Source organism: Pseudomonas sp. PDM03, assembly GCF_014852385.1.
GTDB classification, from domain to species: domain Bacteria; phylum Pseudomonadota; class Gammaproteobacteria; order Pseudomonadales; family Pseudomonadaceae; genus Aquipseudomonas; species Aquipseudomonas migulae.
In genome coordinates this window covers 1-13,596 of record NZ_JACVBM010000030.1, presented here as the reverse complement: position 1 = coordinate 13,596, position 13,596 = coordinate 1, and the positions used below count along the sequence as shown (strand labels likewise).

The following is a 13,596-nucleotide window of genomic DNA, read 5'->3' as shown; positions in this document are numbered from 1 at the left end:
CTTGAGCCAGATCAAGTTAACGCCGCGCCGATGGGTCGATCCTGTGGGTATCCGCCGGATCGAACCGCCGATACGGCCCAGACCTGGAGATTCGCCATGAGCAGCACGTTTTTCATCCCCGCCGTGAACATCATGGGTATTGGTTGCCTCGACGAGGCCATGGACGCCATCGGCAAGTACGGTTTTAAAAAGGCGCTGATCGTCACCGACGCCGGGCTGGCCAAGGCGGGCGTGGCTGCGATGATCGCCGAGAGGCTGGCAATGAAAGACATCGACTCGGTCATCTTCGACGGCGCCAAGCCCAACCCGAGCATCGCCAACGTCGAGAGCGGGCTGGGCCTGCTCAAGGAAAGTCGCTGTGATTTCGTGGTGTCGCTGGGCGGTGGTTCGCCCCACGACTGCGCCAAAGGCATCGCGTTGTGCGCGACCAATGGCGGGCAGATTCGCGATTACGAAGGCGTCGATCAATCCGAGAAGCCGCAACTGCCGTTGATCGCCATCAACACCACCGCCGGCACCGCCAGCGAGATGACGCGTTTCTGCATCATCACTGACGAAACCCGTCACGTGAAAATGGCCATCGTCGACCGCAACGTCACGCCGCTGCTATCGGTCAACGACCCGGCGCTGATGGTCGCCATGCCCAAGAGCCTGACTGCCGCCACCGGTATGGACGCGCTGACCCACGCCATCGAAGCCTACGTGTCCACTGCCGCCAACCCGATTACCGATGCCTGCGCGCTGAAAGCGATGACGCTGATCAGCAGCAACCTGCGCCTGGCCGTGCGCGATGGCAGCGACCTGGCCGCGCGGGAAAACATGGCTTACGCACAGTTCCTCGCAGGCATGGCGTTCAACAATGCGTCCCTTGGCTACGTGCATGCCATGGCCCACCAGTTGGGTGGTTTCTACGACTTGCCCCATGGCGTCTGTAACGCCGTGCTGTTGCCGCATGTGCAAAGCTTCAACGCGCTGGTGTGCGCCGAACGCCTGACCGACGTGGCCCACGCAATGGGCGCCGATATTCGCGGCTTCAGCCCGGAAGAGGGCGCGCAGGCAGCCATCACGGCGATCCGCAGCCTGGCCAGGGATGTGGAAATTCCCGCCGGGTTGCGTGAACTCGGCGCCCGGCTCAACGACATTCCGACGCTCGCCAGCAACGCCTTGAAAGACGCGTGCGGCGTGACCAACCCACGTGCAGCGGATCAGCGGCAGATCGAGGAGATTTTCCGCAGCGCGTTTTGACGGTCGCACGGTTCGGGCGCAAAGGACGCTATGCTGCGTCTTCGCCCGAACCGACATCGCCGAGCCCTCCATGCTGCAAAAAAGCCTGATCCGCCGTCTCGATCTGATGACCCTTCAGCTGTTCGTCGCCGTCCACGAAGAAGGCACGCTGACCCGTGCCGCTGCGCGCGAAGCGATTGCGGTGTCGGCGGCAAGCAAGCGGTTGATGGAGTTGGAGGAGGCGCTGGGCATCAGTCTGTTTGTGCGTCAGGCCAAAGGCATGACCCTGACACCGGCCGGCGAAACCCTGTTGCACCATGCTCGGCAGATGTTGTTCAACGTCGAGAAAATGGGCCTGGAGTTGGGTGAGCACAGCCACGGTATTCGCGGCTATGTGCGGATGCTCGCCAACCTGTCGGCGATCATTCAATTCCTGCCGGAAGACTTGCGGGACTTTTCCGAACGTCATCCGCAGGTCAAGACCGACCTCGAAGAACGCCCCAGCGGCGGGGTGATTCAAGGGGTGCTGGATGGCGTGGCGGACCTCGGGATCTGTTCCAGCGACAGCGATGTGAAAGGTCTGCACAGCGTGCTGTATCGCCAGGACAAACTGGTGGTGCTGATGCTGCCGGATCATCCCTTGGCCAGCCGTTCCAGCCTGGCGTTCGCCGACACGCTGGACAGCGATTACGTTGGCCTGCACGCCGCCAGTTCCATCAACATGCGCACCCACGCAGCCGCGCGGCAGGCGGGCAAAGTGCTGCGGCTGCGGATTCATGTGCCGGGGTTCGATGCGATGTGCCGGATGGTCCAGGCCAACATGGGCATCGGGATTTTGCCGCAGAAGGCTTACGAGTTGTTTGGCCGCGCGCTGGGGTTGCATGCGGTGCCGTTGACGGATGACTGGTCGGATCGGGCGTTGATCATCGTCGTGCGCGATGAAGCGGCGTTGTCGCCGGTGAGCCGGATGTTGTTTGAGCAGTTGCGCGGGGAGGGTTGAGATTATCGTTGGCAGGTCCGACCCCTTCGCGGGCAAGCCACGCTCCTACAGGTTATGCGTGCCCCTGTAGGAGCGAGCGATGCGGCGACCCGACTTGCCCGCGAAGGCGGACCTGAGGTCGCGACAATCTTCCAGAGCGTTCGCGTTTGGCGAACGCCCGTTGCCAACTGAAGGTTGGATTCCATTCCCCTCGCTCCTCTAGCCTTGGCGCATATTCCAAGAATAAGAGGTCCCCCGCGATGACTGCCCCCCTGAGCGCAATCAAAGTGATCGAAATCGGCACGCTGATTGCCGCGCCGTTCGCCGCGCGCATGCTCGCCGAGTTCGGCGCCGAAGTGATCAAGATCGAAGCCATGGGCCAGGGCGACCCCCTGCGCAAATGGCGCAAGCTGCACGAGGGCACCTCGCTGTGGTGGTACCTGCAATCGCGCAACAAGAAGTCCCTGGCGCTGAATCTGAAATCCCCCGAAGGCATCGAACTGGTCAAGCAACTGGCGACCAGCGCCGACGTGCTGATCGAAAACCTGCGCCCCGGCGCCCTGGAGAAACTCGGCCTGGGCTGGGACGTGCTGCACGCGCTCAATCCCAACCTGACGCTGGTGCGAATTTCCGGTTACGGCCAGACCGGTCCGTATCGCGACCGCCCGGGTTTCGGCGCCATCGGCGAAGCGATGGGCGGCATTCGCTACACCACCGGCACCCCAGGTTCGCCGCCAGCGCGGGTGGGTGTCAGCCTCGGTGATTCCCTGGCGTCTTTGCACGCGGTGATTGGTGCGTTGATGTCGCTGCTGCGGGTCAAGACCGGGCAGGGCGGCGGGCAAGTGGTCGATGTGTCGCTGGCTGAAAGCGTGTTCAATGTCATGGAAAGCCTGGTGCCGGAATACGACATGCTCGGCCATGTTCGCGAACGCAGCGGCGGCGCCTTGCCCGGCATCGCGCCGTCCAACACCTACCTGACGGCCGATGGCGCCTACGTGGTGATCGCCGGCAACAGCGACCCGATCTACAAGCGTTTGATGGAGGTGATCGGTCGCCGCGATCTGGCCGAAGCGCCAGAGTTCGCTCACAACGATGGCCGCGCCTTGAAAAGTAACGTGCTCGACGCCGCCATCACCCACTGGACCAGCAGCCTGCCCATCGATGACGTGCTGGCGGCGCTGGAAGCCGCTGAAGTACCGGCCGGGCGCATCTATTCCGTGGCCGACATCGTCGCCGACCCGCACTATCAGGCGCGGGACATGCTGCTCAGCGCCGACCTGCCCGGCGGCGCGAAAGTGAAGATGCCGGGCATCGTGCCCAAACTTTCCGAAACCCCCGGAGGCGTGAACTGGTCGGGGCCGGGCCTGGGCCAGCACACCGACGGGATTCTTGCGGGGCTGGGCCTGACGGATGCGGACATCGAACGCCTGAAAACCCAAGGGGTGGTGCAATGATCACTGATTTTTCCGAGAGCCTGATCGTTCAGGAAGTCTCCCCGCGCGACGGCCTGCAGATCGAACCGACCTGGGTGGAAACGGTCGACAAAATCGCGTTGATCGATCAGCTGTCACTGGCTGGATTCAGCCGCATCGAAGCCGGCTCGTTCGTGTCGCCCAAGGCCATTCCCGCACTGCGCGATGGTGAGCTGGTGTTCAAGGGCATCACCCGCCAACCGGGGGTGATCTATGTTGCGTTGATCCCCAACCTCAAGGGCGCGCAGCGGGCGTTGGCGTGTCGCGCCGATGAGCTGAACCTGGTGATGTCCGCCAGCCAGACCCACAACCTGGCCAACATGCGCATGCGTTGCGAAGCTTCATTGGCCGCGTTCGGCGAAATCGTGCAATACGTGGGTGACACTGAAGTGCGACTGAACGGCAGTATCGCCACCACCTTCGGTTGCCCGTTCGAGGGCAAGATCGATGAGGACCGCGTGCTGCAAATCGTCGATGAATATCAGGAGCTCGGGATTCAGGGTATCACCCTGGCCGACACCACTGGCATGGCCAATCCACGGCAGGTGGATCGGCTGGTGCGGCGGGTGTTGCAGCGGGTTTCGCCAGCGGATCTGACCCTGCATTTCCACAACACCCGCGGCCTCGGCTTGTGCAACGTGCTGGCGGCTTACGAGGCGGGTGCCCGACGCTTCGACGCGGCCCTCGGCGGGCTCGGCGGTTGCCCGTTTGCACCCGGCGCATCGGGCAATATCTGCACCGAAGATCTGGTCAACCTGTGCGATGAAATCGGCATTCACACCGGCATCGATCTGCCGTTGTTATTGAAGTTGTCGCGAGGATTGCCTGCGCTGCTCGGCCACGAAGTCCCCGGTCAACTGGCCAAGGCCGGCCGCAATTGCGACCTGCACCCGGTGCCTTCCTGACCACACAAATCCCCCTGTAGGAGCCGGCTTGCTGGCGATAGGGCCCGTCCATCCAACATGGATGCTGCCTGAACCACCGCTATCGCCAGCAAGCCGGCTCCTACAAAAAAACGATATCCACCAGACAACAAAAACAATCGGACACCCACGGGAAGTCCGCCTGGAGAAAACACCATGAGCCTCAATGTACTGGAGGCGGGCGCGAGCCCGTCCGTTAACCACGACGAAGAAAAAGCCCTGGTCAGCAAAGTCGCCTGGCGCCTGATGCCGCTGATCATGGTCTGCTACCTGTTCGCCTTTTTCGACCGCATCAACATCAGCTTCGCCAAGTTCCAGTTGCAGGCCGACCTGAGCCTGAGCGACACCGCATACGGCCTCGGCGCCGGGCTGTTCGTGGTCGGTTACGTGATCTTCGAAGTGCCGAGCAACATGATGCTGTACAAGGTCGGCGCCCGGCGCTGGATCGCCCGAATCATGATGTCCTGGGGCCTTGCGACGGCGGCGATGGTCTTCGTCAACAGCGAATGGCAGTTCTACGCGCTGCGTTTCGTGATCGGCGCGATGGAAGCGGGTTTTGCGCCGGGAGTCCTGTATTACCTGACGCTGTGGTTCCCGCAGCATTATCGTGGGCGCATCACCTCGATGCTGTTCCTGTCATCAGCGTTTGCCGGGCTGGTCGGCGCACCGTTCTCCGGACTGGTGCTGCAACACCTCGATGGTTTCCTGGACATGCGCGGCTGGCATTGGCTGTTTCTGCTCGGCGGCGTGCCCTGCATCGGCCTTGGTTTGCTGGTGCTGACCTTGCTCAAGGACCGCATCGAAGACGCCCATTGGCTGACACCGTCGGAGAAGACGTTGCTGGCCAGCCGCATCGCCCACCACGAACCGCACAAGAGCGGCGGTTCGTTGCTCGCCGCGCTGCGGATTCCCGGTTTTCTCACGCTGGGCCTGATCTACTTCCTGATTCAGGTGGCGTCCTACGGTTTGAACTTCTGGGCACCGCAACTGATCCGCAGTGCAGGCACCGAGAGCCCGGTGATGATCGGTTTGCTGACCGCGATTCCGTACATCTGCGGCGCGATCAGCATGGTGGTGATCGGGCGGTTGTCCGACTCGACCGGCGAGCGGCGCAAGTTTGTCGCCGGGCTGGTGGCGGTGGGCGCGCTAGGGTTCTTCTGTGCCGGGATCTTCGCCAACCACACGACTTTCCTGATCGTCGCGCTGGGCTTGCTCGGCGCCGGAATCATCGCCTCGATTCCGAGCTTCTGGACCCTGCCACCGAAACTGCTGGCCGGCGCCGGCGCAGGGGCTGCGGGCGGGATCGCGGTGATCAACACTCTCGGCCAATTCGGCGGCATCGTCAGCCCGGTCATGGTCGGCCGCATCAAAGACCTGACCGGCAGCACCACACCGGCGCTGTATGTCATCGGCGTCTGCGCGCTGATCGCCGTGGCGCTGTTGTTGTGGGGGCTGCCGCAAAAACTGCGCACACTCGACAAGTTCTAGAGAAGTACACCCCCCTGTAGGAGCCGGCTTGCTGGCGATGCGTCCCTCAAAAACTGCATCGCAATTTCAGACCGCAATCGCTAGCAAGCTGGCTCCTACAGGACCGCGGCGTGCAGGTAGTAACGATCGCTCCCAAAGCACGCACACCCCTGTAGGAGCCGGCTTGCCGGCGATGGGTCCCTCGAAAACCGCGTTGCAACTTCAGACCGCTATCGCTGGCAAGCCAGCTCATTCAAGGGATCTGGTCCTGGATCAGACGTTGAACGGGTTGTATGAGCGGATTGAGGAGGAGATATTGCACAGCCTATCTTCCGACGTTCGAGGTAATCAGATTGCTAACCGGCCTCAACCACCTGACCCTCGCCGTCACCGACCTGAACCGCAGCGTGGCGTTCTATCGCGACATCCTGCAACTTAAGCTCGAAGCCACATGGGACTCCGGCGCCTATCTCTCGCTACCCGGCCTGTGGTTGTGCCTTTCCCTCGATCCCCTGCGCAACACCGACCCCGCCACCGACTACACCCATTACGCCTTCAGCATCAGCGCATCCGGCTTCCCGCCATTCGTCGAGCGCCTTCGTGCCGCCAACGTCCGCGAATGGCGCGATAACCGCAGCGAAGGCGCGTCGTTCTACTTCCTCGACCCCGACGGCCACCAGCTCGAAGCCCATGTCGGCGACCTGGTGTCGCGATTGGCCGCCTGTCGTCAGCGGCCGTACGCAGGAATGAAGTTCTTCGACGATCAGTCAGTCGATTCCCTGGGACCTGATATAGACTTGCGCCCATTCACCGGATAGTACAAATGGATTTCCCGATGACCCCATCGCTGCTAATGGCCGTTCTCGCCTCGGGCTTTATCTACGGCATCACGCCCGGGCCCGGCGTTTTGGCGGTGTTCGGTATTGGTGCGGCGCGTGGGCGAAGGGCAGGGGCAGGCTTTTTGTGCGGGCATTTGCTCGGGGACGTGGTCTGGTGCAGCACCGCGCTGATCGCGATTGTCGGTGCGCGGGAAATCGGCAGCACCGCGTTTGACGTGTTGGGCGTGCTCAGCGGGCTCTATCTGTTCTGGCTCGGTTTGCGCGCGGTGCGGGCCAAACGCAGCAGTGCTGAAGTGCCGCAAGGTCCGGCGCGGCAGCCGTTCTGGCACGGCATTCTGTTCGGTCTGACTAATCCGAAAGCTTACCCGGTGGCGGTGGCGACTTTTACGGCGTTGCTGTCCAGCCGTGCGGAACTGCTGCATTGGTCGATGCTGCCGTGGCTGATCGTTCTGAGCTTCGTTGGCGGTTTGATCGCCTACGCTATCCTCATTGGCATCGTCGGTGCACGGCAGGTGCGCAGCCTGTATCAACGGCATGAACTGGCGATCACCCGGTTGTGCGGGGTGATGTTTATCGGTTTCGCCATCAACGCCCTGGTGCATGCCTTGCCGGGGCTGATGCCGAACAAGGCTTGAAACTGATCGCAGGGACGCGTCAGCGGCATCATCACTGGTCAGGGATGGTTCTTTATTGCTGCATTGTTCGGACATGCTCTCTGCACCATGGCAACCAGAAATTCCGCGCCGTCGGCGAGTTACATCGATTTACTGCTGGACGCCGTTTGCGCGGTCGATAAACAGGGTCGCTTTGTTTTTGTCAGCGCGGCCTGCGAGCGCATTTTCGGCTACACACCTGACGAGTTGGTCGGCCAGCCGATGATCGAACTGGTGCATCCCGCCGACCGCCAGCGCACCCTCGACGCCGCGCGGGAGATCATGGGCGGCGACCCCAAACTCAACTTCGAAAACCGCTACGTGCGCAAGGATGGCCGGGTGGTGCATATCCTGTGGTCCGCACGCTGGTCGGAAGTCGATCAACTGCGCATCGCCGTGGCCCGTGACATCACCGAACGCAAGCAGGCCGAGTCCCGACAAGCGGCGCTGTACGCGATCTCCGAAGCGGCCCACGCGGCGGAAGATTTGTTGGCGTTGTTCAAACGCATCCACCTGATCATCGGTGAATGGCTGCCGGCGCTGAACTTCTCCGTGGCGCTGTATGACGAGCATTGCGCGCAGCTCAATTTCCCTTACCACGTCGACGACAACGAGCAGCAACCCGAACAGCCTGGAACGGTGACCGGACGCTTGTGTGCCGAAGTGATCCGCAGCGGTCAACCGATCCTGCTGACCCCGAATCAGGAAAACACCCCCGCCGGATTCGAGGCGCTGGTCACGGGCCAGCATTCGCCGTGTTGGCTTGGCGTGCCGTTGAACTCCCAGAAAGGCACCATCGGCGCGCTGATCGTCAAAAGCGTGGCGGGCGGCGAGCGCTACACGGAGCAAGACAAGGAACTGTTGCAGTTCGTGTGCGCCCAGGTCGCCACCGCCATCGAGCGCAAGCAGTTGCACGCTCGGCTGCAGCGCATGGCCCAATACGATCAACTGACCCAACTGCCCAATCGCGAGTTGCTCCGGGACCGGCTTAAAGCCTCACTGGCACTGGCCAAGTCGGAAAGCGGGCGCATGGCGCTGTTGTACGTCGACCTCGACCGCTTCAAGGAAGTCAACGACACCCACGGCCACGCAGTCGGCGATATGCTGCTGCAAGCGGTCGCCAATCGCCTGAAAGGCTGCGTGCGGGAAACCGACACCGTGGCGCGCATCGGCGGCGATGAGTTCGTGGTGCTGCTGCACAGCATCCAGGCCTCGGAAGATGCCGACAGCGTGGCAGGTAAAATCCGTCATATCCTCGCGCAACCGCTGCGGTTGGATGGGCACAGCCTGAACATTCAATTGAGCATCGGCGTCGCGCATTTTCCCGAGCATGGCACCGAAGAAAAGCAATTGTTCCGCCATGCCGACGAGGCGATGTACACAGCCAAACGCCAGCATCACCTGCGGCTCGGGGCCTGAAAACCACGGCACCGTTCGTCGCGTCGATCCCGTTTTTTTTTAAACCTTTGCGGTGATGGAAATTCAGATTCTATGCGGGCTCCTGCTCGCTGCGATCATCACCAAGAGGTAGAGAATCATGCCTAACTCAAGAAACTCGAACTCGGGAAGTTTCGCCAACGATCGAACGAAGGCGTCTGAAGCCGGTCGCAAAGGTGGGAAAACGACCACCACGACTGTCGATAAAGAACCTTTGAAACCCGACATGGGCCGCAAAGGTGGCCAGAAATCCAAGTAGTGGTGAAAGTGGTTTTGATTGAGAGGCGGGAGCGAAAGCTCCCGTTTGAATTTATAGAGAGGAGGGCGCGACCATGAGCCAGATGGCCACCCGATTATGCAGCGCCGGATTTGCCACGTTACTGGGCCTGTGTGCCAGCAGTGCCTTTGCCCAGTCCCCCGCCGAATTCATCAACGATGCCTCGGCCAAAGGCATGGCCGACATCGAAGCCAGTCGCCTGGCGCACCAGAAATCCGAATCCAAAGAGATCAAGGACTTCACCATCATCGTCATCAACGACCGCACTACTGCGAACCAGCACCTGGCGAAAATCGCCAGGCAACTGGATCTGCCGGTGGCGCCACGGGAAGAGGTGGTCGACAAGGCCAAAGCCTTGATGCCGCAAGTGCAGGAGGGCGATTCTTTTGATCAGGCATACGCCGCCAGCCAGGTGAAAACCACGCAGGAAGCCATCGAACAACTGGAGCAGGAGGCGCAGACCACCGACGTACCGGAAATCAAAGCCTTCGCTGAAGAAACCCTGCCTAAACTGCAGAATCACCTGCAAATGGCCAAGGCGCTGCAAGCAGGCCGCTGACGCGCGTCCTGTAGGAGCCAGCTTGCTGGCGATCCAACCGCCGCGGTGTGCCAGGCACACCGCTTTCGCGACTGAATTGCCCCGCGCACTCAACAGTCGTTCAAATCCTGTTTGTGCTTGCCCTTGGTCACCAGCCCCGCCAGACCCTGCACCTCGTTTTCGCCCATAGAACGATAGTGTCGACGCAGCGCTTCCAGTTGCTTCAGGTCCAATGATTCCAACCCGAGCATCGCGTTCTGCGCCTCTTTGTTCACCCGCAGCAACTCGTCGATTTTCAAATGCAGGATGTCAGTGTCGCGGTTCTGCGTGTTCTGAATCAGGAATACCATCAGGAACGTGATGATCGTGGTCGAGGTGTTGATGATCAGTTGCCAGGTGTCGTTGTAATCAAAGATCGGTCCGCTCAAACCCCACAGACCAATGAGAATCAACGCCCCCATGAACGTCTTGGGACTGCCGGCCCACAACGCGAGTTTCTGCGAGATCTTTGCGAATTTCATTGCCGTGTTCCTTATAGGAATGCGCTTGAATTTGTGACAGCGCGGGCGGGATGAAAATTCTGATTACATTTCCACGCTCAATGAAAACCGATCCCTGTAGGAGCCGGCTTGCTGGCGATCCGGACAATGCGGTGTGGCTGATTAACCGCGGTGATGCCATCGCCAGCAAGCCGGCTCCTACAGATCAGTTTTGCACCCTTACTTCAACCGCCCAACTGAAGTACCCCAACGCCTCGCAGTTTTTATCAACCAGCATGAAATGCAGCTCACACGCCTCAACCCCGGCGGCGAGTCGGGTGCATGCCCAGTAATGATCATCGGCTTGGTGAGTACCCGGTTCAGTCGGTTTTTCAGTGTCGGGTGCTGGCACTGTCAGGTCGCCCCGCACCACCAGTTCCGGCGCCGACAATACGCCGGCATCACCCACAGACATCTCGTAAAACACCACGCTGTGCTCAGCAAGCAAGCTGACGGTTCTTCCACGGATATGGAAAGTCGCATCGCTGCCAGCGGTCAACGTAATCAGGCTGTCATTTATTGTACTTTTTGAATCTGATGATCCGTTGATGCTGAAGACGAATCCATCGGAAATGGACGTCGGATTGTCCGCCTCAAGACTCGGGTCCGGGTAGCGTAGAAGCAGTGATTCGGCATCGACGATCAGCAACACATTGTTGGCAGTCGCGACGCTTGAGGAAGGAGATTTGATCGGTTCGGAAGTCATCATGGATTCCTTTCATGATGGTGACACTTGACGGTAGCCGCTTCGGTTTATGCAAGGCATTCCGTTCCTGTCGAGGCGGCAACGCAGTCAGCAAAAGCCCCTCGTTGCCAAGGGGCCTGACGCTCGTCAGTTGCGGATGGTAATGAACGGGTCCCACGAGCAGCAGCCGACGATCTTGCAATCGCGATCCACGATCAGGAAGTGGAAGTGATACGTCACGCTGCCACAGGAAAGGGTTTCCGAAGACCAGTAATGGTTATCGACTTTCTGGCAGCTGGGTACCGATGGATTGCTGGTGTTGGGCACGGCAACGCAGGCGGTAGCCTTGCGTGGCGTGGGTGTGGAGATCAAGTCATTGCCGACATTGCCGATGAATTTATAGAAAATCACCGCGGTCTCGAAGCTCTGCGACAGGCTGGTTTCACGCCAGCGAATCAGGTCGCCCACCTGAGCTTTCAAGTTGAGTTCGCCACCGGCCTGGCCGCTCACCACGTTGTTCTGGTTGGTCACCATGTACACGTGATTGACGTCGATCAGTGTCGGTGCAGCAGGGTTTTTGCTGATGTTCGGGTAGTTTTTCAGAATGGTTTCGGTGTCGATGGAAACCAGTACATCCGTGACTCGAGACATAGTGAAACTCCTTGTTCATAGTGAATGCCTGGCATCTTTCCAGGCTCAACAACGCTTGCTTGCCTTGCGGTCGTTGCGCAAACACTACGGACGGAACCCACCTGTCACGGGCATGAGCTGGCCTTGCTCCTTGAGTACAAACCAACGGGTTCGGGTTCCTTCCGACGGGCCGCGATTGGACTATAGAAGTGAAATTCAGGCTGTCAAAACTGCTTTGCTGATAGCTCGACGAACGGTCGATCTGGTTATGAATTCTGATCATTTGGCGATAAGAAACGACCTGCATATCCTTCGAACATCCAAAAGTCGGGTAGGGAGGGATGCGTGGGGCGAGGTATCGTAGCGAACCGGTTGTCGGCCCAGGCCCGGACAACGATTCGACAGGAGAACGCAATGAGTTGGTCCGCCAAGCAATACGTCGCTTTTGAAGATGAACGCACGCGCCCGGCCCGGGATCTGCTCGCGGCGATCCCGCCCGTTGAAGCACGCTCGGCCATCGACATCGGTTGTGGCCCCGGCAACTCGACCGAGCTGTTGGTGGAGCGCTTCACCAGCGCCACGGTGCGCGGCGTCGACAGTTCGGCCGACATGATCGAAGCCGCGCGCAAGCGCTTGCCGCAGGTGCAGTTCGACACCGTGGATATCGGCACCTGGAACGAGAGCGGTCCGTTCGACGTAATCTTCGCCAACGCGGTGTTGCAGTGGCTGCCCGATCACGCGAATTTGCTGCCGGCTCTGGTGAGCAAGCTTTCTCCCGGTGGCAGCCTGGCGATTCAGATGCCCGACAACCTCAACGAACCGTCCCATCGCCTGATGCGCGAAGTCGCTGCCAATGGCCCGTGGGCCAGCAAATTGGCGGACGCCGCGGGGCAACGCACAGAAATGGCCAGTGCCAGCGACTATTACTCGATGCTGCGACCGCACTGCGCGCGCGTCGATGTGTGGCGCACCACCTTCCATCATCCGCTGGCGGGCGGCGCGTCTGGCGTGGTCGAGTGGTTCAAGGGCAGCGGCCTGCGGCCGTTTCTCGAACCGCTGGATGAAGCGGAAAAGGCGCACTACCTCAAGCAATATCACGCCGCTATCGAGCAGGCGTACCCGACGCTGAGCGATGGTTCGGTGCTGCTGCCGTTCCCGCGATTGTTCATCGTCGCAACCCGCTAAGTGCGGAAAAGGGACGGATAACGCTGAACGTCATCTGTCCCTTCGCTTGGTGCTCAAGTAATCGAAAAGAAACGACGCAAAGCCGAATAACCCGATCATTGAAATGATCATGAGCCCCAACTCTGAATTGTCCATGCTGATCTCTGCGTGAAAGGTGAGAGGGCAGGGTAGGGGGTTTTGGGGCGGGTTTGAGGGGGCGCTACGGCTTCTTTACTGGCTGGTGGGGATCTATACGGAAACTATACGTGGGGCGGTTAAATGCGGAGAGCGCCCCGAAAGACGCCCTCAAATCACGGCACTACTTTTCCGTATCCATACGTCGCGCAATGACATCCATCACGTCGCAGCCATCGCGCAGCGGTATTGAGCAGAGGAGTGCGAAGTCGCTGAGAATCACCGAGTCGGTGATGATTTCACCGCGCATCGCGAGGTTTTCCAGGACCTGCGTTACCGCGCCGATTCTGTAGCGGGCGGAGCTGAGAAGGGAATGCAGCGGTTGGGTGGTGTTGACGTAGAACGTGGGGAGGTCGTCGGCGTTGCTGGTTAAAGCCATGTAGTCATTCATGAGTGGTTACCTTGAAGTGAAGTGAAGTCACCTGCCACTCGTTGTCGCCAAACAATTGTATGGTCAGCCCATCTCCTGCAACCACGAGCGATGAGCGGTAAAGCGTGCTTGCGCTAATGTATCCGGGCTCATGGTCGGCAGTGTTGCCGCCTGGCCCTTGATGAGTAGTCGCTCCTGCCTGTC

The 13,596-nt window shown here is 60.3% G+C and carries 15 protein-coding genes; 11 read left to right on the top strand and 4 right to left on the bottom strand.

The genetic code is table 11. The features are described from left to right. Positions 1-96 precede the first annotated feature (96 nt). The 10 genes from yiaY (at position 97) to IB254_RS27540 (ending at position 9,830) form a co-directional block, all read left to right on the top strand. Positions 97-1,245 (top strand): L-threonine dehydrogenase, encoded by a 1,149-nt coding sequence (gene yiaY / locus IB254_RS27585; protein ID WP_008025719.1) that lies wholly within the window; start codon positions 97-99, stop codon positions 1,243-1,245. 70 nt (positions 1,246-1,315) lie between these two features. Continuing rightward, on the top strand, positions 1,316-2,224 hold the full coding sequence (locus tag IB254_RS27580) for a LysR family transcriptional regulator (RefSeq protein ID WP_192420588.1): 909 nt from the start codon (positions 1,316-1,318) through the stop codon (positions 2,222-2,224). Between the two features lie 239 nt (positions 2,225-2,463). After that, entirely contained in the window at positions 2,464-3,657 is a 1,194-nt protein-coding gene (locus IB254_RS27575) for a CaiB/BaiF CoA transferase family protein (RefSeq protein WP_008025725.1), read from the top strand. After that, positions 3,654-4,580, top strand: coding sequence for a hydroxymethylglutaryl-CoA lyase (locus IB254_RS27570; RefSeq protein WP_192420586.1), 927 nt, complete (start codon positions 3,654-3,656; stop codon positions 4,578-4,580). The genes IB254_RS27575 and IB254_RS27570 overlap by 4 nt, the downstream gene beginning before the upstream one ends. 174 nt (positions 4,581-4,754) lie before the next feature. Next, positions 4,755-6,086, top strand: coding sequence for an MFS transporter (locus IB254_RS27565; RefSeq protein ID WP_192420584.1), 1,332 nt, complete (start codon positions 4,755-4,757; stop codon positions 6,084-6,086). A gap of 332 nt (positions 6,087-6,418) precedes the next feature. Further along, a complete protein-coding gene (gene fos, locus IB254_RS27560) occupies positions 6,419-6,883 on the top strand; it encodes a fosfomycin resistance glutathione transferase (protein ID WP_192420582.1) in 465 nt (154 codons plus the stop codon). A gap of 17 nt (positions 6,884-6,900) precedes the next feature. Continuing rightward, positions 6,901-7,539 (top strand): LysE family translocator, encoded by a 639-nt coding sequence (locus IB254_RS27555; RefSeq protein WP_192420580.1) that lies wholly within the window; start codon positions 6,901-6,903, stop codon positions 7,537-7,539. 87 nt (positions 7,540-7,626) lie between these two features. Next, a complete protein-coding gene (locus IB254_RS27550) occupies positions 7,627-8,976 on the top strand; it encodes a bifunctional diguanylate cyclase/phosphodiesterase (RefSeq protein ID WP_192420578.1) in 1,350 nt (449 codons plus the stop codon). A 118-nt stretch (positions 8,977-9,094) separates the two neighbouring features. Continuing rightward, positions 9,095-9,253 carry a KGG domain-containing protein gene (locus IB254_RS27545; RefSeq protein ID WP_008025734.1) on the top strand — a complete coding sequence of 53 codons (159 nt, stop codon included), beginning with the start codon at positions 9,095-9,097 and terminating at the stop codon, positions 9,251-9,253. A gap of 73 nt (positions 9,254-9,326) precedes the next feature. After that, a complete protein-coding gene (locus IB254_RS27540; RefSeq protein ID WP_192420576.1) occupies positions 9,327-9,830 on the top strand; it encodes a DUF4142 domain-containing protein in 504 nt (167 codons plus the stop codon). 89 nt (positions 9,831-9,919) lie between these two features. On the opposite strand, the gene IB254_RS27535 is transcribed toward IB254_RS27540, so the two are convergent. The 3 genes from IB254_RS27535 to IB254_RS27525 form a co-directional block, all read right to left on the bottom strand. Then, a complete protein-coding gene (locus tag IB254_RS27535) occupies positions 9,920-10,330 on the bottom strand; it encodes a low affinity iron permease family protein (protein WP_192420574.1) in 411 nt (136 codons plus the stop codon). A gap of 184 nt (positions 10,331-10,514) precedes the next feature. Continuing rightward, complete coding sequence (locus IB254_RS27530; RefSeq protein WP_192420572.1) at positions 10,515-11,054, bottom strand: AidA/PixA family protein; 540 nt, start codon at positions 11,052-11,054, stop codon at positions 10,515-10,517. A 126-nt stretch (positions 11,055-11,180) separates the two neighbouring features. Beyond that, positions 11,181-11,684, bottom strand: a complete 504-nt coding sequence (locus IB254_RS27525; RefSeq protein WP_076030038.1) for an inclusion body family protein — start codon at positions 11,682-11,684, stop codon at positions 11,181-11,183. A 393-nt stretch (positions 11,685-12,077) separates the two neighbouring features. On the opposite strand from IB254_RS27525, the gene tam reads away from it, so the two are divergent. Beyond that, on the top strand, positions 12,078-12,848 hold the full coding sequence (gene tam, locus IB254_RS27520) for a trans-aconitate 2-methyltransferase (RefSeq protein WP_192420570.1): 771 nt from the start codon (positions 12,078-12,080) through the stop codon (positions 12,846-12,848). Positions 12,849-13,146: 298 nt separating this feature from the next. On the opposite strand, the gene IB254_RS27515 is transcribed toward tam, so the two are convergent. Beyond that, positions 13,147-13,413: a short-chain dehydrogenase gene (locus IB254_RS27515; protein ID WP_192420568.1), complete on the bottom strand. Its 267-nt coding sequence runs from the start codon at positions 13,411-13,413 to the stop codon at positions 13,147-13,149. Positions 13,414-13,596: the final 183 nt, after the last annotated feature.

Excerpts from the sequence above, each read along its gene's own strand:
- IB254_RS27535 (WP_192420574.1), bottom strand. The coding sequence starts at position 10,330 with ATGAAATTCGCAAAGATCTCGCAGAAACTCGCGTTGTGGGCCGGCAGT.
- IB254_RS27545 (WP_008025734.1), top strand. The coding sequence starts at position 9,095 with ATGCCTAACTCAAGAAACTCGAACTCGGGAAGTTTCGCCAACGATCGA.
- IB254_RS27530 (WP_192420572.1), bottom strand. The coding sequence starts at position 11,054 with ATGACTTCCGAACCGATCAAATCTCCTTCCTCAAGCGTCGCGACTGCC.
- IB254_RS27515 (WP_192420568.1), bottom strand. The coding sequence starts at position 13,413 with ATGAATGACTACATGGCTTTAACCAGCAACGCCGACGACCTCCCCACG.
- IB254_RS27580 (WP_192420588.1), top strand. The coding sequence starts at position 1,316 with ATGCTGCAAAAAAGCCTGATCCGCCGTCTCGATCTGATGACCCTTCAG.
- IB254_RS27565 (WP_192420584.1), top strand. The coding sequence starts at position 4,755 with ATGAGCCTCAATGTACTGGAGGCGGGCGCGAGCCCGTCCGTTAACCAC.
- IB254_RS27575 (WP_008025725.1), top strand. The coding sequence starts at position 2,464 with ATGACTGCCCCCCTGAGCGCAATCAAAGTGATCGAAATCGGCACGCTG.
- IB254_RS27550 (WP_192420578.1), top strand. The coding sequence starts at position 7,627 with ATGGCAACCAGAAATTCCGCGCCGTCGGCGAGTTACATCGATTTACTG.
- tam (WP_192420570.1), top strand. The coding sequence starts at position 12,078 with ATGAGTTGGTCCGCCAAGCAATACGTCGCTTTTGAAGATGAACGCACG.
- IB254_RS27555 (WP_192420580.1), top strand. The coding sequence starts at position 6,901 with ATGACCCCATCGCTGCTAATGGCCGTTCTCGCCTCGGGCTTTATCTAC.
- yiaY (WP_008025719.1), top strand. The coding sequence starts at position 97 with ATGAGCAGCACGTTTTTCATCCCCGCCGTGAACATCATGGGTATTGGT.
- IB254_RS27540 (WP_192420576.1), top strand. The coding sequence starts at position 9,327 with ATGAGCCAGATGGCCACCCGATTATGCAGCGCCGGATTTGCCACGTTA.
- IB254_RS27525 (WP_076030038.1), bottom strand. The coding sequence starts at position 11,684 with ATGTCTCGAGTCACGGATGTACTGGTTTCCATCGACACCGAAACCATT.
- IB254_RS27570 (WP_192420586.1), top strand. The coding sequence starts at position 3,654 with ATGATCACTGATTTTTCCGAGAGCCTGATCGTTCAGGAAGTCTCCCCG.